At 72.9% G+C, this 22,235-nt stretch carries 15 protein-coding genes; 5 read left to right on the forward strand and 10 right to left on the reverse strand.

What is annotated here, in order from left to right; genetic code table 11:
- The first annotated feature begins 849 nt into the window (after nt 1-849).
- On the forward strand, nt 850-2,142 hold the full coding sequence (locus AC069T_RS05160) for a globin domain-containing protein (protein ID WP_478781419.1): 1,293 nt from the start codon (nt 850-852) through the stop codon (nt 2,140-2,142).
- A gap of 54 nt (nt 2,143-2,196) precedes the next feature.
- On the opposite strand, the gene AC069T_RS05165 is transcribed toward AC069T_RS05160, so the two are convergent.
- From AC069T_RS05165 to AC069T_RS05185, 5 genes are all read right to left on the reverse strand, one after another.
- Nucleotides 2,197-3,228, reverse strand: coding sequence for a nucleoside triphosphate pyrophosphohydrolase (locus tag AC069T_RS05165; protein WP_478781639.1), 1,032 nt, complete (start codon nt 3,226-3,228; stop codon nt 2,197-2,199).
- 203 nt (nt 3,229-3,431) lie between these two features.
- Nucleotides 3,432-4,088, reverse strand: a complete 657-nt coding sequence (locus AC069T_RS05170) for a SurA N-terminal domain-containing protein (protein WP_478781420.1) — start codon at nt 4,086-4,088, stop codon at nt 3,432-3,434.
- A 238-nt stretch (nt 4,089-4,326) separates the two neighbouring features.
- Complete coding sequence (locus tag AC069T_RS05175) at nt 4,327-5,859, reverse strand: protein kinase domain-containing protein (protein WP_478781421.1); 1,533 nt, start codon at nt 5,857-5,859, stop codon at nt 4,327-4,329.
- Nucleotides 5,856-6,476, reverse strand: a complete 621-nt coding sequence (locus tag AC069T_RS05180; protein WP_478781422.1) for a hypothetical protein — start codon at nt 6,474-6,476, stop codon at nt 5,856-5,858. Before AC069T_RS05180 ends, AC069T_RS05175 begins: the two co-directional genes overlap by 4 nt.
- A 121-nt stretch (nt 6,477-6,597) precedes the next feature.
- Complete coding sequence (locus AC069T_RS05185) at nt 6,598-8,673, reverse strand: N-6 DNA methylase (protein ID WP_478781423.1); 2,076 nt, start codon at nt 8,671-8,673, stop codon at nt 6,598-6,600.
- A gap of 223 nt (nt 8,674-8,896) precedes the next feature.
- Here AC069T_RS05185 and AC069T_RS05190 point away from each other — a divergent pair, with 223 nt between their 5' ends.
- Entirely contained in the window at nt 8,897-9,625 is a 729-nt protein-coding gene (locus AC069T_RS05190; protein WP_478781424.1) for a hypothetical protein, read from the forward strand.
- 80 nt (nt 9,626-9,705) lie between these two features.
- Here the strand turns inward: AC069T_RS05190 and AC069T_RS05195 are convergent, their stop codons facing one another.
- A complete protein-coding gene (locus AC069T_RS05195; protein WP_478781425.1) occupies nt 9,706-10,419 on the reverse strand; it encodes an HNH endonuclease family protein in 714 nt (237 codons plus the stop codon).
- A 159-nt stretch (nt 10,420-10,578) separates the two neighbouring features.
- Here AC069T_RS05195 and AC069T_RS05200 point away from each other — a divergent pair, with 159 nt between their 5' ends.
- Nucleotides 10,579-10,758, forward strand: coding sequence for an antitoxin (locus AC069T_RS05200; RefSeq protein ID WP_478781426.1), 180 nt, complete (start codon nt 10,579-10,581; stop codon nt 10,756-10,758).
- Between the two features lie 345 nt (nt 10,759-11,103).
- On the opposite strand, the gene AC069T_RS05205 is transcribed toward AC069T_RS05200, so the two are convergent.
- Nucleotides 11,104-12,036 carry an SCO6745 family protein gene (locus AC069T_RS05205; protein WP_478781427.1) on the reverse strand — a complete coding sequence of 311 codons (933 nt, stop codon included), beginning with the start codon at nt 12,034-12,036 and terminating at the stop codon, nt 11,104-11,106.
- Nucleotides 12,037-12,142: 106 nt separating this feature from the next.
- Between AC069T_RS05205 and AC069T_RS05210 the strand changes: the two genes are divergently transcribed.
- Nucleotides 12,143-12,724 (forward strand): TetR/AcrR family transcriptional regulator, encoded by a 582-nt coding sequence (locus AC069T_RS05210; protein WP_478781428.1) that lies wholly within the window; start codon nt 12,143-12,145, stop codon nt 12,722-12,724.
- Nucleotides 12,725-12,823: 99 nt separating this feature from the next.
- Here the strand turns inward: AC069T_RS05210 and mfd are convergent, their stop codons facing one another.
- The 3 genes from mfd to AC069T_RS05225 all read right to left on the reverse strand — a co-directional run bounded on the left by mfd (nt 12,824) and on the right by AC069T_RS05225 (nt 20,098).
- Nucleotides 12,824-16,354: a transcription-repair coupling factor gene (mfd, locus tag AC069T_RS05215; RefSeq protein WP_478781429.1), complete on the reverse strand. Its 3,531-nt coding sequence runs from the start codon at nt 16,352-16,354 to the stop codon at nt 12,824-12,826.
- Nucleotides 16,355-16,748: 394 nt separating this feature from the next.
- Nucleotides 16,749-19,313, reverse strand: coding sequence for an ABC transporter permease (locus AC069T_RS05220; RefSeq protein WP_478781430.1), 2,565 nt, complete (start codon nt 19,311-19,313; stop codon nt 16,749-16,751).
- Nucleotides 19,310-20,098, reverse strand: coding sequence for an ABC transporter ATP-binding protein (locus AC069T_RS05225; protein WP_476753827.1), 789 nt, complete (start codon nt 20,096-20,098; stop codon nt 19,310-19,312). The genes AC069T_RS05220 and AC069T_RS05225 overlap by 4 nt, the downstream gene beginning before the upstream one ends.
- Before the next feature lie 440 nt (nt 20,099-20,538).
- On the opposite strand from AC069T_RS05225, the gene AC069T_RS05230 reads away from it, so the two are divergent.
- Nucleotides 20,539-22,059, forward strand: a complete 1,521-nt coding sequence (locus AC069T_RS05230; protein ID WP_478781431.1) for an MFS transporter — start codon at nt 20,539-20,541, stop codon at nt 22,057-22,059.
- Nucleotides 22,060-22,235: the final 176 nt, after the last annotated feature.

Consider the following 22,235-nt stretch of genomic DNA (forward strand, 5'->3'; position numbering starts at 1 on the left):
CTGGGACTCTCCGGAGGCGGCCCTGGCGCCGGGAGCGGCCGGGGTCCAGGAGACGGCCGACGTCCGGGAGACGGCCGGGGGTCCGGGAGGCGGCCGGGGTGCCGGGAGGCGGCTGGGGCTGCCCGGGAGGCGGCCGGGGTGCCGGGCGGCTGCTGGGACTCTCCGGAGGCGGCCCTGGCGCCGGGAGCGGCCGGGGTCCAGGAGACGGCCGACGTCCGGGAGACGGCCGGGGGTCCGGGAGGCGGCCGACGTCCGGGAGACGGCCGGGGGTCCGGGAGGCGGCCGACGTCCGGGAGACGGCCGGGGGTCCGGGAGGCGGCCGGGGTGCCGGGCGGCTGCTGGGACTCTCCGGAGGCGGGCCCTGGTGCCGGGAGCGGCCGGGGTCCGGGAGGCGGCCCGAGGTCCAGGAGGCGGCCGGGGTGCCGGGGAGCGGCTGAGGCTGTCCGGGAGGCGGCCGGGGTGCCGGGGAGCGGCTGAGGCTGTCCGGGAGGCGGCCGGTACCGCCTCACCTTCCCGCAACTTTCGGCTACCAAGCCGAAACATGGCTGTCCGGGAAGCGGCCCTGGCGCCGGGAGCGGCCGGGGTCCAGGAGGCGGCCCGGGGTCCGGGAGGCGGCCCGGGGTACCGGGAGGCGGCCCGGGGTCCAGGAGGCTCCCGGGGTCCGGGAGACGGCCGAGGTGCCGGGGAGCGGCCGGGGGGTCCAGGAGGCCGCCGGGGTGCCGGGAGGCGAAGAGCGGATGGCTTCGCGGGTGGCGGGCGGAGGACCGCCCGCAGGACGCTTCGCCCCGGACTGTCCGCAAATCGGCCGTCACTTGACTTGGCGGATCGGGAACTCCCTACATTCCGCCCGTGGACCCCGAAATGCTCAGATCCAGCTTCGCGGTCGTCGAGAGACGGGCCGAGTTCGCGGTCAAGTACTTCTACTCTCACCTGTTCCGTCACCATCCGGACGTTCGCGAGCTGTTCCCGCTGGACTTCCCGGAGGACATGGAGCGGCAGCGGGACCGGCTGTTCGCGGCGCTCACCCATGTCGTGGGGCGGCTGGAGGACCCGGCGCTCGCGGCATACCTGGGCGAGCTCGGACGGGACCACCGGAAGTACCTGGCTCAGCCGCGGCACTACGCGGCCGTGGGGACGAGCCTGATCGCCGCGTTCGCCGCCGTCGCGGGACCGGCCTGGAACGCGGAGGTCGAGAAGGCCTGGGGCGAGGCGTACGAGACGATCGCGGACGCGATGCTCCGGGGCGCCTCGCGGGCCGAGGACGACGGCGAGCCGCCGTGGTGGGACGCCGAGGTCCTCGCCCGCCGGCGCTTCGGTCAGGACGTCGTCGTGCTGACCCTGCGGCCGGCCCGGCCGCTGGCCCATCTCCCGGGCCAGTACGTCAGCGTCAGCGTCCCCTACTTACCGGGCATATGGCGTCCCTACTCGGTCGGCAACGCACCCCGGCCCGACCACACCCTCGACCTCCACGTCAGCCGCGTCGAGGAGGGGCTGCTGTCCACGGCCCTGGTGCGGCGGACCCGGGAGGGGAACCTGCTCCGGCTCGGCGCACCGAGCGGCGGGCTCACCCTGCGGCCCCCGGAGGACCGGCCCGTCACCTTCATCGCCGCCGGGACCGGCTGGGCGCCCGTCAAGGCGCTTCTGGAACAGCTGGTGCGGCTCGAACAGACCGAGCACACCGGGCACACCGAACGAACCGGGCGGATCGCGCAGGCCGCGTCCGCGGGCCGGGACGGGGCGCCCTACGACTCCCGGCTCTTCGTCGTCGCCCGCGATCTCGCCCACGTCTACGACCGCTCCGCCATCGAGGAGTTGCGGGCACGACTCCCCCGGCTGGCCGTCACCTTCATCACGCCCGCGCCCGGCCGGCCCAGGGCGCAGGCCACCGAGCGGCTGCTCACGGCCCTCGGCAACCGGGCCAACTGGGCCCAGCACGACGTCTATCTCGCCGGACCGGCCCAGCTCGTCGAAGAGGTCGGCGACGCGCTTCCCGCGCTCGGCACCGCGCCCGAGCGGATCTTCCACGATCTCCTGCCTTCCGCCGGGGAGTGCGGCATCCGGCCGTCGGGCCCCGCCGAGTGGTTCCTGGCCCGGCACCGGCCGAGCTGGCACAACCCGGCGAGCCGCGAGCCCGGCCACTGACCGGCCACGACACCCAGGGACGACACCCCGGTCGACCGGACACGGGCACGGCACTCAGCCCTCGGCCGTGCCCCCGGCTTCCGCCGCCTCCGCCGCTTCCGCCGCCTCCGTCGCCTCCGTCGCCCGGATCGCGTCCCGGTAGGTCCGCGCCGCCGCCCGCAGGGCCGTCTCCGGGTCGACGCCCGCCGCCTCCGCGCGGGCGGCGGCGGCCAGCAGCTCGTAGCCGACGCCCTCCCCCCGGGGCATCGGGACGTCGAGTCCGGCCGTGCGGACGCGTGCGGCGAGCTTCGCCGCCAGGGCCAGGCCCGGCTGCCCGAGGGGGATGCCCTCCGTCACGGACGTCCGACGCTTCTCCTGCGCCTTCGTCCGCAGCCAGTGCTCCTTGACCTCCTCGGGGGTCGAGGCGCTCTCGTCGCCGAAGACGTGGGGGTGGCGGTGGATGAGCTTGGTGACGATGCCGCCCGCCACGTCGTCGATCGAGAAGGGCTCGGTGCCGTCCTCGGGGCGTCCCTCCTCGGCGATCCGCGCGTGGAAGACGACCTGGAGCAGCACGTCGCCGAGTTCCTCCCGCAGCTCGTCCCGGTCGCCCTCCTCGATGGCCTCCACCAGCTCGTACGCCTCCTCGAGGCCGTACTTCGCCAGGCCCTCGTGGGTCTGCCGGGACGACCAGGGGCACTCGACGCGGATACGGTCCATGACCTGGACGAGGTCGAGGAGGCGGGCGCCGGGAAGGTCGTACGACGCGGGGAGCAGCTCCAGCTCCGGCATCTGTATGCGGCCGGATCCGGCGAGCCGGGCGAGTCCGTCGGTCAGCCGCGGCTCGCCCTCGCCGGTGGCGACGACGACCACCGTGCGGCCGCCGGAGCACTGGTCGAGCAGGTCCTCGGCGGCCGGGGATGCCTCGTCGACCGTGATGCCCGCCTCGCGCAGGTACGGCAGCTGCGGGTGGGCGCCGTCCGCGCACAGGACCCGGTCGGCCGCGTGCAGCGCCTGCCAGGCGGGCCAGGACAGCAGCCCGGGGGCGACGCGGTGGCTGGTGGTGAGCAGGACGATACGGCCGGACGCCGGGGCGGCCCCCTCGGGCACGGGGGTGTCACGGCCGGGTGCGCCGGCACCGGAGCGGTGCGCGTTCGGGTCGCCGTCGAGGCTGATTGCGTTCACCCCTCGAACGTAACCCACCGGGCCGGCGCCCCCGCCGGTTGTCCACAGGTCACCGGACGGCCGCCGTGACCGTGGGCAAACGGCTGAACCGTTTGTCCACAGCCTGGCGAGCCGGTGTCCGCACAGACCTACGCGGGCTTCCCGGCCGCCGCCGTGACCTCGCGCAGCCACGGGGTCTTCGCGTCGACGCGGCTGCTCTTCTCGACGTCCCAGGTGCCGTAGCGCGGGTTCAGGTCGACGTGGAGCTTCCTGGAGGCGTCGGACAGGGCCTTCCAGAACGTGGCCTTGCCCGCCTCGGTGTTCATGTCGGCGCCGAGCGCGGTGGCGAGCTTCTGCGCCTCGATCTCGGTGCGGAGGCTGTCGTCGAGGCGCTGGGGGGCCACGCCGTACTGCTGGAGCCAGGCCGTCTCCAGCGCCTTGGCGCCGCCCGCCTGCCGCTCCAGTCCCGCCCGCATCTGCTGGGTGTCCTTGCGGCTGACGCTCACGCCCGCGTCCTTCGCCGCCCGCGCCAGGACCCGGTCCAGGACCAGGCTGTGCAGGGTGTCGCGGGCCAGGCTGCCGGTCTTGGCGATCGCCTGCTCGTACTGCGCGTCGTCCTTGGTGGCGGCGCGCTGTGCCACGCGTACCTCGTGCACCCGGTTCTCCAGCTGGCCGACCGTGATCCGCCGGCCGTCCACGACGGCCGCGGCGCCGGGGTGCGCGTCGCTTCCGCAGGCGGTGAGAAGAGGAGCCGCGGCGATGAGCGCGGCGGAGACAACGAGCGCGGAACGACGGCGGCGGTGCAAGGGGGCCTCCCGAGGAGATGGTGAAGACAGGTGCGACACGCGGCGTCTCGTCGAGGGTGGTGGCCGGGCGACGGGCGGGGCGCACAAGGTCTTGCGGTGATCGATGTTAGGCAGTGGCTCAGCTCTCGGCCACCCATTCGACCAACGATTCGCGAGGACTTCGGGCACCCCCTGAGCACCGGCACGTACGCCCGCCGGCCGACGGGCAGGCCCACGGACCGCCGGGAGGGCGCCTCGGTCAGCCGCGGACCTGCCCCAGCCACTGCAGCGTCCGGCGGATCTCGGCCGCCATCGGATGCCCGGGCCCCCGCAGCCGTTCCACGTCGTGCAGCAGCCGGGCCAGCGTGTCGTGGGCGGCGGGGCGGTCACCGAGCGCGAGCAGCAAGTGCCCGATGCGGCGGCGCACTTCGAGGGAGAGCTCGGGATCGCCCGCGACGTACTGGTTCTCGTAGTACGGGAGCAGGGCGCGGTACTCCGCGAGCGCGGCGGCGGGTTCGCCGAGCTGTTCCAGGCACTGGGCGGCCTCGTAGCGGAAGCGCAGCGACTGGGTGTCGGCCTGTCCGGCCTCCGCGGCCCGCTCGTCGGCGAGGCGGCGCAGCTCGGGCAGGGCGCGCCGGTACTGGCCGTCGTCCATGAGGGTGGCCGCGTACTGCTTGCGCAGGGTGCGTACGACGGGTGAGTGCTCGCCGTGCTGGGCGGCGGCGGCCGGGAGGATCGCGCCGAGGATGTCGACGGCCTGGGTGATGCGGCCCTCGCCGAGCAGCCGCTTGACCTCGTCGACGGCGCCGGCGACGTCGGGCTTCTCGGCTGCGGGGGTGGACGCCGTCACGGTCGGCTGGGGCGCCGGGATGCGGGCGCGGTCAGGCCAGGGGGCGTGCGGACGCAGGAAGGGGCGCGTGGGGTCGAGCGGGGCACCAGAGGGCATGCCGCGCGCGGGCAGCAGCGGAAGCAGCTGCTCGTACGTCTCCTGTGCGGAGTCCGGGCGGTGCTGCGGGTCCTTGGCGAGCAGGCGCAGCACCAGGCGCTCCAGGGCCTCGGGGACCTCGGGCCGCAGCCGGCGCACGGGGAGGGGCGGTTCGTAGAGGTGGCGGTGCAGGACGCCGAGGGCGGTGGACCCCGAGAACGGCACGTCCCCGCTGAGGAGTTCGTGCAGCAGCACGCCGAGCGCGTACAGGTCGGTGTAGGGGCCGACCGCGCCGCCCATCGCCTGCTCGGGGGCCATGTAGGCGGGGCTGCCGATGGGCGAACCGGTGTGGGTGAGCCGGGTGGTGTCGGTGTCCATCACGGAGGCCACGCCGAGGTCGAGGACGGTGACCGTGCCGTCCTGCTTGACCATCACGTTCCGCGGTTTCAGGTCGCGGTGGACGATCGGCACGGCGTGCACGGCGGAGAGCACCGCGCACAGCTGCGCCGCGACCGCGACCGCCCACGGCCACGGGTAGGGGTCGTGTTCGGCGAGGTGGTCGGAGAGGTCGGCGCCGTCGACGTACTGCATGACGAGGAACAGTTCCTCGCCCTCGCTGCCCGCGTCGTGGACGGTGACCAGGCCCGGGTGGTCGACCTGGGCGGTGACCCGGCACTCGCGCACGAAGCGGCGGCGCAGTTCGTCGGCCTCCTGGCCCGCGACCTTGTCGGGGCGCAGCAGCTTGACGGCGACGCGCCGGTCCAGGCGCTGGTCGTAGGCCGTCCAGACCTGGCCCATGCCGCCCTGCCCGATCAGCGTGGACAGTTCGTAGCGGTCGCCGACCACGCGCCCCGTCGCCACGCTCATCTGCCGTCCTCGTGGGTGCCGTCGTGCTTGCGCAGGTAGTCGCTGAGTTCGTCGAGTTCGGCACGGACCTGGTCGATGCGGGCGGGCGCGGGACGCGTGGGCGGCTGCGCCGGCCGGGCGGGCGGCTGCGGCACGGGAGTCCCGGGGACGGGGGTGTGCGGCAGGGGGGCCTGGGGCACGGGGGTCGGCTGGTGCGCGACGGTGTACGGCGACGCGGGCTGCGGGTAGCCGTAGTGCGGGGTGTGGGGCTGCGGCGGCAGGTACCCGACGGGGCTCAGCCGCTGGTGGTGCCGGATGTCGGCGAACAGGAACCAGGCGGTGCAGGCGGCGGCGTTGAGCAGCAGGATGATCATGCCGGTGTTGCCGTTCGGGCTGCTGAAGTCGTCGGTGTGGTCGGTGCTGAGGAACGCGAAGCTGATGCCGAGGACCACGAGGGACCCCACGAACATCCACCAGTGCGCGGCGCGGCGGGTGACGATCGCGACCCGCAGGGGCGAGACCCACGCCAGGAACCCGATCGTCAGCAGGGGCACTGCCGCGAAGATGATGCGCAGCACGACCAGCGTCCCGGTCGAGGGTCGCTTCGGCGGAGGCGGCGCGTAGCCGTGGCCGTGCATGGCTGCTCCTGAATGCCTGGTGGGGCGGACGGGTGAGCTGGAAGTCCGAGCGTATAGGCCGACAAGCACTACCGGTCCCGGGTTGTACCGAACCGTTGTCGTGCTGATCACTTCGCCCGCCTCACGGGGACTCGGGCGCGACCGTCCCGTCCGTCAGCCCGTCGTACATGCCCCGCACGAGTTGCTCGCCCAGGCGGCCCGCGAGCCTGAGGGCGCCCTCGAACTCGGCGAGTGCCCGGAACCGTTCGCCGTAGCGGCGCTGCTGGTCGAACGGCAGCCGGGGCAGCTGGAGGCGGCGCACGTCGAGCCGGGTGGCGGTGGACGCGTAGCTGCTGGCCTGCCGGGTGTTGGCGGTGCCGCGCAGGAACCCGGCCAGGAACCACGGGTCGAGCGCGGCCGGGTCGGGGCGCAGCAGCGTGAGATTGCGCCCGAGGGCGGCTCCGGCGGTCTCCTCGTCGATCACGCGCGCGACCGCGCCGCCGCCGAGCACGGGGACGACGACGTCACCCGCCGCCACCAGCACGGCTTCCTCCTGCCCCTCGGGTAGGACACCGGAGGGGGCGGTCCCGGCGACGACGTCGTGGTCGGTGAGCACGGGCACGCGCGCGGGGGCACTGCTTCCGCCGGTGCGCAGCAACAGGGCGCCGCCGCGGGCCAGTTCGCCGACGGTGGTGAGCGGCCAGCGCGCCGGGTCCGCGTCGGCGTCGGGCCGCGGGGCGAGGTCGGCGGTGAGCCGGAGGGTCTCGCCGAGGCGTTCGCGTACCGTCGCGAGCCGCTCGGCGCCCCCGGCCTCGGCGGGCGGCGGCAGATGACGGGCGGGGGCCAGGTCCACGTCGTCGTCGAGGAGGTCGATGACGGGGACGGAGCGGCTGAGTCCGGGGCGCTCGGGTGCCGTGCCGGTGCGTTCGAAGGGCCGCCAGGCGTCGAGGACGGCGGTGCGCACGGTCTGCCAGTCGAAGCCGGCCCGGCCGCCTCCGGTCTCCCGGACCCGCTCGGCCGCGGAGCCGGCTCCCTCGGCGTGCGCGGCGGTGTCGGCGAGCAGCACCTCGGGGTGGGCGGGCGCCTTCCCGGGGCGGCGCAGCACCCACAGGTGCAGCGGGATGCTGTACGGGGGTGCCGCGCCGGCCGGCAGTGCGATCACCGCGCGCAGGGCTCCCCGGCGCAGCAGGTCGGCGCGGATCCGGCGGCCGGAGCGGCGGGATGCGACGGCGGGCGGCATGAGGAGGACGGCGGTGCCACCCTCCCCGAGGCGGGCGAGCGCGTGCTGGACCCAGGCCAGTTCCGACTCGGTGCGGGCCGGGAAGCCGTACTCCCAGCGGGCGTCGTAGGCGAGTTCGTCGTGGCCCCAGTTGCGTTCGTTGAACGGCGGGTGGCACAGCACGACGTCGGCGCGCAGCGTCTGGTGGGCGTCCGCGCGCAGGCTGTCGTCGGCGGCGGTGCGGACGGTGGCCTGGGTGTGCAGGGCGAGGCGGATGGCGCTCAGCGCGGCGAGTTCGGGGGCGCTGTCCTGGCCGTACAGCCGCTGGCCGGGTGCCGGCGCGACGGCGCGCAGGAGGGCGCCGGTGCCGCAGGCCGGGTCCAGCACGGTCCGGGCGGGGCCGGCGAGTTCGGCCATGAGTGCGGCGAGGTCGCCGGGCGTGAGCGTGTACTGCCTCGGGTTGGCGTCGAGGTGCCGCCCGAGCAGGAACTCGTACGTCTGCCGGGCGCCCAGCTCGGCCGCGAGCTCGGCGGCGCCGCGCAGGAGGGGCGCCGACGGGAGGAGTTCGGCGGTGGACGGGGTGGGCACGGCGCGTGCGCGGGCGGTGCCGAAGCGCGGGGTGAGCACCTGTTCGAGCGCGGCGGGGAGCTGCTCGGCGAGGCGTTCGTCGGAGGTGGCGCCGAGTTCGAGCCACACCGGGGGGCGGTCGTGGATGAGCAGGAGGGCGCACCCCGTGTGCACCAGGGCGGTGACCGGGCCTCCGGGGTGGCCCGCGAGGTGCTGCCACACGCGCTCCCGCAGCGGGACCTCGGCGAGTTTGCCCTGGGCGCGCAGCCACTCCTCGACCTCGGCCAGCGCGAAGGAGGGGCTGGTCTCGGTGCCGCCGACCGGCCTGGGGAAGTCGGCATGGCGGCGGCGCCAGTTGCTGACGGCCGCACGGCCGACCCCGGCGAGCCGCGCGATACCGGCGGCGGTCACCTCTGTCCCGTTCTCCTGCACCCGCCCGGCTCCCCTCTACCTGGTGTGTGGCGTCGAGCATACCGACGTATGCAAGATCTACCGGTTCACGATCGTGTACACAAGGGTCGCCGTTAACCGTGTTGACTCGGTTCACAACCTCTGCTGTGATTGACCTATGCACGGTCCGCCGTCGCGGTGCTCCCACGCAGCGCGTCAGGCCGGTTCCGACGTCACCCATGCCGTCTCACTCTGAGGAACTCCCATGCGCCGAACCGCACTTGCCGCTCTCTGCCTCGCCGCCGCGGCCACCGTCAGCCTCACCGGCTGCGGCGAGGACAAGGCGGACGGCCCCTTCGCCGGACTCTCCGGTGGCGAGATAGCCGACCGGGCCGTGAAGGCGACGAAGGGCGCCACGTCGCTCCGCATGAAGGGGGACGTCGCCGACGACGAGAGCGGCGGCACCATCCGGATCGACATCGCGCTGGACAGGAAGGGCAACTGCGCCGGCACGATGAGCGCCGGCGGGGAGGGCAAGGCCGACCTCATCAAGACCGGCGACACCCTCTACATGCGGTACGACGAGACCTTCCTGCGCGAGCAGAGCAAGGGCGACCCGAAGGACGAGACCGACAGCGTCGTCGCGATGATGGCGGGCAAGTGGACCAAGATGTCCGCGGCCGGCGGGGACGCCAAGGAGATCGAGAGCCTCTGCGACCTCGACACGGTGCTCTCCGAGGCCGGTGATGTGAACTCCGACGCCACCCGGGGCAGGACGTCGTCCGTCGACGGCACTCCGGCGATCGTCCTGCACGAGAACGACGGCAAGGACCGCGCCACCCTCTACGTGGCGACCGAGGGCAAGCCCTACCTGCTGAAGATCGACAGCAAGTCCGCAAAGGACCCGGGCACGCTGACCTTCAGCGACTACGACAAGCCGGTCCCCGCCGAGGCCCCCAAGGGCAAGGTCATGGACCTGGACAAGATGGGCTGAGCGCCCGCCCGCCGGACGCCGGACGGGAGGGTCACCCTGGTCACCCCAGGACGGCCGGCCGATGACCGCACCGCGGGCGGTCAGCCCGCGTGGAAGCGCTCCGGTGCCCGCGTGGGACTGCCGCCCGCGGGGAGTTTCTGGCCGGGACAGCCCGACAGGACCCGCTTCATGGCGGCCTTCTCGGCGCCGGTGACCCAGAGCCCGTACTTCTTCTTCACGGCCACCTGGGCGGCGACATACGTGCAGCGGTAACGCTTGTTCGGCGGGAGCCAGGTCGCCGTGTCGCCGTCCCCCTTGCTGCGGTTGCGCCCGGCGTCGACGGCGAGGAGGTTGAGCGGGCCGTTGGCCAGGGCGATGCGCTTGCTCGCGTCCCACTGCTGGGCGCCCTTCTGCCAGGCGTCGGAGAGCGCGACCAGGTGATCTATGTCCACCTGGCTCCGTCCGCGCGCGAACGTCACCTCCTTGCCGGTGTACGGATCCGGGTCGAGCGTCCCCGAGGACACCTTGCACGTGCCGTCGCTGAACTTCACGTCCTTCAGGTCCCGTTTGAGGATGTCGTCCCGGGTGTCGCAGCGGTTGGAGTCCGTGTCGGCCCAGGCCGTGCCGAACCGCTCCCGGTCGAACCCGGTCCTGGGCGCGCGTCCCTTCACGGTCAGCGAGTCCACGGCGGTGAGGGCGGCACCGCCGGCCGCCGTGTCCTCGGGCCCCGCGACGCCCGTCGTCTGCTCCTTGCAGCCGCTGACGGCGAACAGCACCAGAACAGCGGCGGTCACCCCACCCCTCAGACGTACCACGACGCCCCTCCCCTTGCCCTCCGGTACCGCCTGGAGCAGGCGGTTCTCCCAGCAGACACCGTAGCGGCCACGGAGTCCCGGCCCTATCCCACCCGAACGGGCAATCACCGCATGCCGGGCGTATCATCGAGGGTGAGTCACCTCTGGAAGGAGCTCTGGATGGGCATCTTCGACAGGTTCAAGAGCCACACGCGGGACAAGAGTCCGGAGATGTCGGACGCTGCGGAGCGGGAAATCAACAAGCGGACCGACGACAAGTACACGGACCAGGTCGACAAGGCCCAGCAACAGGCCGAGGACCGCATGCGGATGCATCGCGACAACCCCGACCGGCCGTAGCCCGCCGCACCACCCGTACCCCCGCACTTCCCACTGCCCGCGCGGACGGCCCCTACGGACCACTGCGGAGCAACACGTCAGTGCGCGGGGCGGCACGGCAGTGCGCGGGGCGGCACGGCACTGAAACGGTCGCCCTGTCACAGCACGCGCCCGACGTCACGCGGAAACCGCGATGCACGCCGCCCGCCGCCCCATGACGCACCGGTGCACGGACGTAACCACCGTGACCCCAGAGGCCGTCCGGGAGATCCCCTCCCCCGGGCGGCCTCGCGGCACGCAGGGTGCGAGGCGCTTCACCGCGCGGTGCGAGGCGCCTTGTCGTGCCCGCGGTGTGGGCGGCCGACGTCAGGCCTTTCCGATGCCCAGCGTCGTCTCCGACGGCAGGAGTCCCGAACCGATCACCGCGACCCAGAACTCGCCGAGCAGCTCGACGAGGCGGCCCATGGCGTCCGGACCGAGCGACTGCCAGGGCGCGGCGGCCAGTTCGTCCGTGTGCCGCTCCACCCGGCGGCGCAGCTCCCGGCCGGCCTCCGTGGCGGTGCCGTCCTCGGCGACGAGGCCGCGGTCCGCGAGCCGCCGGTGCGCGGCGGTCCACTCCTCGGCGCTCCAGCCGCGGCTGTCGAACCGCTCCCTGGAGGCCGCGCCTGTCGCCGCGAACGACACGAGCGACTCGACCGGGTCCAGGCCGGCGACGAGGAGCGCCGCCACATGTCCGTCACCGCGGTGCTCGCGCAGGAGGGTCGCCGCGTGCCACAGCTGCAGGGGCGGGGTGTCCGGCCAGGCCAACTCCGCGTTTGCCGCGGCCAGCGGACGGCCCGCGGTGTTCGCGGCCTCGGCCGCGCGGCGGGCGAGGGCGGCGGCCTCGGCCAGCTCGGGACTCGCGGCGCGGTCCCCGAATATCGCGCCGTAGGCCCGGCCGACGGCCCGCTCACGCGCCGCCAGTACGGCTTCCGGATCCGCCTTGCCCCACGCCGGATCGACGTACCGCGCGACCATGCGCGGGCTGAAGCTGTAGAACGCCGACGTGACGCGCTCGCTGCTGACGGCTCCCAACGGGGCGGCGCGGAACGGGAAGTAGCTCGGCCAGCGCTCCCCGGTCCCGAAGCCGAGCGCGGCCGCCTCCTCGAAGGCCTCCGGCGCGTAGTACAGAACGGCGTGCAGGGGCTCCAGCAGATGCCACAGCTGACGCACCCGGCCGAGCTCCACCTCGCCGCCCCGCCTCGGCCCCCCGGCCGTGGACCCACCGACCGCACGTGTCTCGCTGACGCTTTCCGGCATGGCGTGACTCCTCGTCGCGTCCCACTCACTCCACAACTTGACACTGACAAGATTGCCCGGACCCGCAGAACTTGTCAATGCCTAGATTCTGCGTACGCTGCTGCCCATGACCAGCACCGAGTCCGACGACCGCGGCCGCTACCACCACGGCGACCTGCGGCGCGCGATCCTGAGCGCCGCGCTGGACGTCATCGCGGCCGACGGCCCCTCCGCGCTGAGCCTGCGTGACCTGGCGCGCCGGGCGGGCGTCTCGCACGCGGCCCCCGCCCACCACTTCAAGGACCGCACCGGCCTGCTCACCTCGATCGCCGCCGAGGGTTTCGGGCTGCTGTCGGGCGCGCTCGCGGAGGCCGCCGACCTCCGGGACGCCGGCGTCCGCTACGTACGCTTCGCGCGCGAACACCCCGCGCACTTCCAGGTGATGTTCACCCCCGGCCTGCTGCGCGACGACGACCTGGAGCTGACAACGGCCCGGGCGCTGGCCGGGGAGCGCCTGCGCGCCGCGGTCACCGCCGTGCCGAGCGAGGGGCGGGGCACCGACGCCCGGCTCGCCGGGGTCGCAGCCTGGTCGCTGGCGCACGGTTACGCCACGCTGCTCCTCGGCCACAACCTGGACGGTCCGGTCGGTGACCGGGACCCCGAGGAGGTCTTCCGCACCCTGACGGGGCTGCTGTTCCGGTCCGGCTGACCGACAGCGCCCCGCCCCCGGGAAAGGGGCGGGGCGCCAAGTGGGGCCGGAGTTACGGGGGGTTGCGGGCGCCCGGCATTCGGGGCGCCCGGGCGGAGCCTACGAGCCGAGGATCGTCGTCAGGAATTCGCCGGTCCAGCCGAGCAGATCCCTGCCGACCAGCGGCTTGCCGCCCACCTTCGCCGTCTTCGGGCGGGGCACGAGAAGCTGGTGGGCGGTCGGCTTGATGACCGTGCCCGGGTGGAGACGCTTGAGGCGCAGTTCCTGCGACTCGCGCAACTCCACCGGCGCGAAACGGATGTTCGTCCCCTGGAGGACGATCTCGCCGACGCCGCACGCGCGCGCGAGCATCCGCAGGCCCGCGACCAGCAGCAGGTTCTCCACCGGCTCGGGCAACTTGCCGTAGCGGTCGACGAGTTCCTCACGGACCGCCTTGATGTCCTCCTCCGTGTTCGCGGAGGCGATGGCGCGGTACGCCTGCAGGCGGAGCCGCTCGCCGGGCGCGTAGTCGTGCGGGACGTGCGCGTCGACCGGGACCTCGATCCTGACCTCCAGCGGGGGCTCCTCCTCCACTCCGCCTTCGAGAGCGGCGCGGTAGTCCGCCACCGCCTCGCCCACCATGCGGATGTACAGGTCGAAGCCGACGCCCGCGATGTGGCCCGACTGCTCGCCGCCGAGGAGGTTTCCGGCGCCCCGGATCTCCAGGTCCTTCATCGCCACGTACATGCCCGCGCCCATCTCCGTGTGCTGGGCGATGGTGGCGAGGCGCTCGTGCGCGGTCTCGGTGAGCGGCTTCTCCGGCGGGTACAGGAAGTACGCGTAGCCGCGCTCCCGGCCGCGGCCCACCCGGCCGCGCAGCTGGTGCAGCTGCGAGAGGCCGAAGTTGTCGCCGCGCTCCACGATCAGCGTGTTCGCGTTCGAGATGTCGATGCCGGACTCGACGATCGTCGTCGACACCAGCACGTCGAACTTCTTCTCCCAGAAGTCGACGACGACCTGCTCCAGCGCCTGCTCCCCCATCTGGCCGTGCGCCGTCGCGATGCGCGCCTCGGGGACGATCTCCCGCAGGCGGGCGGCGGCCCGGTCGATGGACTCGACCCGGTTGTGGATGTAGAAGACCTGGCCCTCGCGCAGCAGTTCGCGGCGGACGGCCGCGCCGATCTGCTTCTCCTCGTACGGGCCGACGAAGGTCAGCACCGGGTGGCGCTCCTCCGGCGGGGTGGTGATCGTCGACATCTCGCGGATGCCCGTGACGGCCATCTCCAGCGTGCGGGGGATGGGGGTGGCGGACATCGTCAGGACGTCGACGTTCGCACGGAGCTTCTTCAGCTGCTCCTTGTGCTCGACGCCGAACCGCTGCTCCTCGTCGACGATGACCAGGCCCAGGTCCTTGAACCTGGTCTCGGAGGAGAACAGCCGGTGGGTGCCGATGACGATGTCCACCGAGCCGTCCCGCAGGCCCTCCAGGACCGCCTTCGCCTCGCTGTCCGTCTGGAAGCGGGACAGGGCGCGCACGTTCACCGGGAACTGCGCGTACCGCTCGGAGAACGTCCCGAAGTGCTGCTGGACGAGCAGTGTCGTCGGGACGAGCACGGCCACCTGCTTGCCGTCCTGCACCGCCTTGAAGGCGGCCCGCACGGCGATCTCCGTCTTGCCGTACCCCACGTCGCCGCAGACCAGGCGGTCCATCGGGACCGTCTTCTCCATGTCCTCCTTGACCTCGGCGATCGTGGTGAGCTGGTCCGGGGTCTCCGCGTACGGGAACGCGTCCTCCAGCTCGCGCTGCCAGGGCGTGTCGGGACCGAAGGCGTGGCCGGGCGCCGCCATCCGGGCCGAGTACAGCTTGATCAGGTCGGCGGCGATCTCCTTGACGGCCTTCTTGGCGCGCGCCTTGGTCTTGGTCCAGTCCGCGCCGCCCAGGCGGTGCAGCGTGGGCGCCTCCCCGCCGACGTACTTGGTGATCTGCTCGAGCTGGTCGGTGGGGATGTAGAGCCGGTCCCCGGGCTGGCCGCGCTTGGCGGGCGCGTACTCCACGACGAGGTACTCGCGGGTGGCGCCCTGGACGGTGCGCTGCACCATCTCGATGTAGCGGCCGACGCCGTGCTGCTCGTGGACGATGTAGTCGCCCGTCTCCAGCGTGAGCGGGTCGATGGTCTTGCGGCGGCGGGCCGGCATGCGCGCGCCGTCCCTGGTCGCCGAACGCTGGCCGGACAGGTCGGTCTCGGTCAGGACGGCCAGCTTCAGCCGCGGGTCCACGAAACCGTGGTCGATCGAACCGCAGGACACATGGACGAGGGAGGGGCTGATGCCGGCCAGGTCCGTGTCGAGGCGGGCGGCGACGCCCTCGCCGCCGAGGACCTCGACCGTGCGGGCGGCGGGGCCGTGGCCCTCGGTGACGAACACCGTGCGCCATCCGTCCGAGATCCAGCCCTTGGCGTCGGCGAGGGCGCGGGCCGTGTCGCCGCGGTAGGCCTCGGGGGCGTGCATGCCGAGCTTGAGGGTGGCCGCGTCGAGTTCCTCGTCGGCGGCGAAGGGGCTCACCGACCACCACATCATGCCGAGCTCGCGGGCCCGCTCGCGGACGTCCGCGATGGACCGGAGCGAGGCCGCGTCGAGGTCGATGGGGGCCTCGCCGCCGCCGGCGGTCGCCGCCCAGGACGCCTGCAGGAACTCCTGCGACGTCGCCACCAGGTCCGAGGCACGCGTCCGCACCCGCTCCGGGTCGCACACGACGGCCATCGAGCCCTTCGGCAGGACGTCGAGCAGCAGCTCCATGTCGTCGACCAGCACCGGCGCCAGGGACTCCATGCCCTCGACGGCGATGCCCTCGGCGATCTTGCCGAGCAGCTCGACCAGCTCCGGGTGGTCCTCGGCGAGGGCCGCGGCCCGCTGCCGTACGTCGTCGGTGAGCAGCAGCTCACGGCAGGGCGGGGCCCACAGGCCGTGGTCGGCGACCTCCAGGGAACGCTGGTCGGCGACCTTGAAGTAGCGGATCTCCTCGATGTCGTCGCCCCAGAACTCCACGCGGAGCGGGTGCTCCTCGGTGGGCGGGAAGACGTCCAGGATGCCGCCGCGGACCGCGAACTCGCCACGCTTCTCCACGAGCTCGACCCGGGAGTACGCGGCTGCCGCGAGCGCGTGGACGACCTCACCGAGGTCGGCGCTCTCGCCGCTGCGCAGCGCCACGGGCTCCAGGTCGCCCAGGCCCTTGACCTGCGGCTGGAGCACGGAGCGGATGGGGGCGACGACGACGGAGACCGGGCCGGTCTCCGGGTCGTCCTGCCGCGGGTGCGCGAGGCGGCGCAGCACGGCCAGGCGGCGGCCCACGGTGTCGCTGCGCGGGGAGAGCCGCTCGTGCGGGAGCGTCTCCCAGGACGGGTAGTCCACGACGCCGTCGGGCGGCAGGAGGGAGCGCAGCGCGGCGGCCAGGTCCTCCGCCTCGCGGCCGGTCGCCGTCACCGCGAGCACGGGGCGGCCGGTCTCGCGGGCCAGGGCGGCCACCGCGAAGGGGCGGGCCGCGGGGGGGCCGACCAGGTCGACGTGCATGCGGTTTCCGTCGGCTGCGGCCTTTACCGCTTCCGCGAGGGCGGCGTCCTTGACGACGGCGTCGAGCAGACCGTGCAGGCTCATGAAAGGCAATCCCGTCCGGGGGTGGGCAAAGCGAAGCGCCCGGCGCGAAGTCTGGCCGGGGGCCTCCAGCGTACGTCGGTGCGGGCGGCGGTGCCGTGCCTGTGGACGGCGGCCCCGGCCGCCCCGCCGCCCTACCCCGTCTGGGGTCCCGGCCGCGCCCCGGCAGCGCCCGGTGGGGGCGTGCGTCCCTGGGGGCTGCGCCCCCAGACCCCCTTCGCGCTCCGCGCTCGTCCTCAAACGCCGGACGGGCTGAAAAGCACGAGCCGCCAGGCGGGCTGAAAGGCACGAACTCCGGCCGGGATATCCCCCGGTTGACCTGGAAAGGCCCGGTCCCGGGGAGCCGGGTGGCTCTCCGGGACCGGGCCTGGTCCCCCGTGACCCCCGTCCGCGGGGGCTATTCGGTGGCGATGGCGTTGAGGACGTTCATGCGGCCCGCGCGGAACGCCGGGATCAGCGCCGCGAAGAGGCCCACGAAGGCGGAGCCGATGAAGACGCCGATGATCGTCGGCCAGGGGATGTCCAGGACGTTCAGGCCCTCCAGGGCGAGGAGCCGCTGGGCGGTGGCGCCCCAGCCCATGCCGAGGCCGAGGCCGAGCAGGGCGCCGAAGAGGGCGATGACGACGGACTCCAGGCGGATCATGCGGCGCAGCTGGCGGCGGGAGAGACCGATGGCGCGCATCAGGCCGATCTCGCGGGTGCGCTCGACGACCGAGAGGGCCAGCGTGTTCACCACGCCGAGGACGGCGACGATGATCGCCAGGGCGAGCAGGCCGTAGACCATGTTGAGGAGCTGGCCGACCTGGTCCTTCAGTTCCTGCTTGAAGTCCGTCTGGTCGCGGACCTGGTACTGCGGGTACGGCTTCATGGCCTTCTTGAGCGCCGCGTACGCCTGCTCCTCCTGGCCGGCCCTGGCGGAGGCGAACATGATCTCGTTGGGCGGGATCCGGTCCGCGGGGACGTACTTCTTCATGGTCGCAAGGCTCAGGTAGCGGGCGCCCTGGTCGATGGACGTGTCGTCGTCGGTGATGGCGGCGACCTTCAGCCTGGCGGTCTCGCCGCCCTTGAAGGCGACGCCGAGGGTGTCACCGACCTTGACGTGGTGCTTGGTCGCGTAGTCGGAGCCGACCGACATGGCGTCCTTGCCGTAGGCGGCCTTCAGCGTGCCGGAGGTCGTCTCGCGGCGCAGATCGTTCGCGTACGAGGGGTCGGCGGCGGTGACGCCGTCGGTGTCGGTCCTGCCGTCCGGGGAGGTCAGGGTGGCTTCGAGGGTCTTGTAGCGGGTGACGTGCTCGAGGCCCGGCGTGGACTGCATGGCCTTCTCGGCCTGGGGCACGATGCGCTGGTTGCCCTGGACGATGAAGTCCGCGCCGACCGTCTTGTCGAGCTCCTGGGTCGCCGAGGCCACCATGGACGAGCCGACGACGGACAGGCAGGCGACCAGGGCGAGGCCGATCATGAGGGCCGCGCCGGTGGCGCCGGTGCGCCGCGGGTTGCGCAGCGCGTTGCGCTCGGCCATCCGCCCGACGGGGCCGAAGGCCCGCAGCAGGACCGCGCTGATGACCCGGACGACGCCGCCCGCGAGCAGCGGGCCGATGATCACGAACCCGATGAGGGTGAGCACCACGCCCGCGCCGAGGACCAGGGAGCCCTCGCTCGCCTTGTCCGCGGTGGCCGCGGTGTAGAGGGCGAACGTTCCGGCGCCGGTGAGGATCAGGCCGATCAGGCCGCGTACGAGACCGGCCCTGCCGTCGGACGGCGTCCCGGCGTCGCGCAGGGCGGCCATCGGGGACACCTTGCCCGCGCGGCGGGCGGGGAGGTAGGCGGCGAAGACCGTGACGACGATGCCGAGGAGCAGGCCCGCCAGGGGGGTGGTCGCCTTCACCGTCAGGTCGGAGGTGGAGAGGTTCATGCCCATGGACGACATGAGCTTCATCAGGCCGATCGCGATGCCGACGCCCGCGCCGACGCCGAGGATCGAGCCGACCACGCCGAGCAGCAGCGCCTCGACGAGCACGGAACGGTTGACCTGCCTGCGGGAGGAACCGATCGCCCGCATCAGGCCGATCTCGCGGGTGCGCTGCGCGACCAGCATCGAGAAGGTGTTGATGATCAGGAAGATGCCGACCAGGAACGCGATGCCGGCGAAGCCGAGCATGGCGTACTTGATGACACCCATGAAGGAGTCGACGTCCGAGCGGTTCTCGTCCGCGCTCTCCTTCTGCGTCTGCACCTTGTAGGTGCCGTCGAGTGCGGCGGCGACGTTCTTCTTCAGCTGGGCGTCGGTGACACCGGCGTCGGCCATCAGGTTGATGTGCGTGAACCGGCCGCTCTCGCCGAGCAGTTCGCGCTGCGAGGTGGCGGTGTCGAAGTAGACGACGGAGGCACCGGGATTGGTGACGGTGAAGGAGGCGATACCGACGATCCTCGCCCTGAAGTCACCGGTGACCGCGATGGTGCGCAGTTCGTCGCCGAGCTTCAGGTGGTGCTTGCCGGCGGTGTCGGAGTCGACCATCACCTCGGTGGGCCCGCGCGGCGCGTGCCCCTCGGTGATCTTCATCGAACGCAGGTCGTTCTTCGTCCAGTTGCCCGCGATGGTGGGCCCGCCGTTGGTGGACCCCATGTTCTCGTTGTCGCTGTCGACGACGGTCACGTTCATCGAACTGACGGCGCCCTCGGCGGACTTGACGCCCCGCGCCTTCGCCGCCTCGGCCAGCACGGAGGCGGGCATCGACTCCGGCTTGCCGTTCTGCGGGGTGTCGTTGGTCTTCGCCTCCTTCGGGGTGACGGTGACGTCCGAGGAGGTGGCCGCGAACAGCTTGTCGAAGGTCGTGTTCATCGTGTCGGTGAACACCAGCGTGCCGCAGACGAACGCCACCGACAGCAGTACCGCGACGGCCGACAGGGCCATGCGGCCCTTGTGCGCGAAGAAGTTGCGCATCGAGGTCTTGACGACGGTCATGACGTACGCCCCCGCGCGTCGAAGTCCTTCATGCGGTCCAGCACGGCTTCCGCGGTGGGCCGCTGCATCTCGTCGACGATGCGGCCGTCGGCGAGGTACAGCACCCGGTCCGCGTACGACGCCGCCACCGGGTCGTGAGTGACCATCACGATGGTCTGGCCGAGCTCGTCGACGGAGCGGCGCAGGAAGCCCAGCACCTCGGCGCCGGCCCGGGAGTCGAGGTTTCCGGTCGGCTCGTCACCGAAGATGATCTCGGGGCGGGCGGCGAGGGCCCGGGCGACCGCGACGCGCTGCTGCTGCCCGCCGGAGAGCTGGGTCGGCCGGTGCTTGAGGCGGTCGCCGAGACCGACCGTGTCGACGACCTGGCTCAGCCACGCCTTGTCGGGCTTGCGGCCGGCGATGTCCATCGGCAGCGTGATGTTCTCTATCGCGTTCAGCGTCGGCAGCAGGTTGAACGCCTGGAAGATGAAACCGATCCGGTCCCGGCGCAGCTGGGTGAGCTTCTTGTCCTTGAGGCCGGTGATCTCCGTCTCGTCCAGGAAGATCTGCCCGGAGGTGACGGTGTCGAGTCCGGCGAGGCAGTGCATCAGCGTCGACTTGCCGGACCCCGAGGGGCCCATGATCGCGGTGAACCGGCTCCGCTCGATGTCGACGTCGATGTGGTCCAGCGCGACGACGCGGGTCTCCCCGGACCCGTACGCCTTCACGACCTGCCGCGCCCGGGCGGCAACGGCCGTACGCCCTCCAGTGCCCCCGTGCCTGGGAATGGTCACAGCCGTTGTCACGGTAAGTCTCCTATGTCGGTCAGCGGATGAGCGAAGAGATGCCGTGGTCGCATCTCGGTACCGCGGGTGGATCGTGCTGCTCGGTACGTGGATCAGTCTGGTGGCGGCAGGGGGTCGGGCGCGCTGGTGCGCAGCGCACTCTTCACCTGGGGAAAACCCCACCCCCGGGGGTGCGGCCCGCAGGACCCGAGCGGGTCCCGGTCCGCTCCCCAGTGGCATAAAGCCAGGTTAAGGACGGTCACCGTCCCCTCTCGTCCTCCGCCGGGACGAACCCTCCCCGAGCCCTGGTGGGTAGGTACCCCTAGGGGCTCTCCACCCTTCGGTGGAGTCCTTCTCGGGGTTGCCTCCACCCGCGGACCCATGCAGCGTCCACCCTGCCGCTGCGCGAGGGTCAAGTGAGAAGGTGTCGGCGGCAGATACGTGCAGGGGGAAGGAATCCGGTGGACCAGGAGGAGACGGAGACACCGGCCGCGCGGACCGGCGCACCGGCCGGCGCACCGGCCGAGGTCCGCCGGCGCCGCGCGGTCGTCGCGGCGCTCATGCTCGCGATGGCGCTCGCCGCGCTCGACGCCACCATCGTGTCGACCGCCGTGCCGCAGATCGTCGGAGACCTCGGCGGCTTCTCCGTCTTCTCCTGGCTGTTCTCGGGCTACCTGCTGGCCGTGACCGTGACCCTGCCCGTGTACGGCAAGCTCTCGGACACCTTCGGCCGCAAGCCGGTGCTGATCGCCGGCGCCGTGCTGTTCCTCCTCGGTTCCCTGCTCTGCGCCGGCGCCTGGAACATGGCCGCGCTCATCGCCTTCCGGGTCGTGCAGGGCCTGGGCGGCGGCGCCCTCCAGGGCACGGTCCAGACGCTCGCCGCCGATCTGTACCCGCTCGCGGAACGCCCGAAGATCCAGGCGCGGCTGTCCACCGTGTGGGCGACGTCGGCCGTCGCCGGGCCCGCGCTGGGCGGACTCCTCGCGACGTACGCGGACTGGCGCTGGATCTTCCTCATCAACCTGCCGATCGGCGCGCTCGCCCTGTGGCTGATCGTCCGCCACCTCCACGAGCCGCAGCGCGTCGCCCGCCGGGACCGGCCCCGGATCGACTGGGCGGGCGCGCTCGCCGTCTTCGCCTGCGGGGGCGTCCTGTTGATGGCGCTCGTGCAGGGCGGGGTCGCCTGGGCCTGGCTGTCGGCGCCCTCCCTCGCCCTGTTCGGCACGGGACTCGCCCTGGTGGCCGTCGTCGTCATCGTCGAACGGCGGGCGGCCGAGCCGGTCATCCCGGGCTGGGTGTGGCGGCGGCGCACCATCGCCGCGGTGAATCTGGCGCTCGGCGCCCTCGGGCTGCTCATGGTCGCCCCGACGGTCTTCCTGCCGACGTACGCCCAGGCGGTGCTCGGTCTCGCGCCCGTCGCCGCCGGATTCGTCCTGTCCGTATGGACGTTGAGCTGGCCGGTGTCGGCGGCGCTGAGCCAGCACGTGTACCGGCGGATCGGATTCCGCGCCACCGCGATGCTCGGCATCGGCACGGCGGCCCTGCTGCTGCTCGCGTTCCCCTTCCTCCCCTACCCGGGTGAACCGTGGCAGCCCGCCCTGCTGATGCTGCTGCTCGGCGGCGCGCTCGGCCTCTTCCAACTGCCGCTGCTGATCGGGGTGCAGTCAACCGTCGGCTGGGAGGAACGCGGCACGACCACCGCGTCCGTCCTCTTCTGCCGCCAGACCGGGCAGACGGTCGGGGCGGCCCTGTTCGGCGCCGTCGCCAACGGGGTGCTCGCCGCGCGTCTCGGCGGCGCGGGGGATCTCGACTCGGTGACCCGGGCGCTGGACTCCGGCCACGCCGACGAACACCTGAGCCAAGCGGTCGCCGCCGCGGTGCACGCGGTCTACCTGGGCGCGGCCTGCGCGGCGGCGCTCGCCTTTCTGGTCCTGCTGCTGATGGCCCCACGGTTCCCGGTGCTGGGGAATCCGGGGGACTGAACGGGCCAGGACCCGGACCGGAGTCCACGGCACCCGCACCTCCCGCCGAGGGAGATCCGTGGGCCGTTCCTCACACCTCCGCCACACCCCCCACCCGGCGCACGCACAGCGAAGCGACAGGTTGGCGCGGGGTAACACCGCAGGTCACCGAAGCAGCCGCGCACCGACCACTCAGT

It is taken from the genome of Streptomyces sp. NPDC043867 (assembly GCF_056435845.1).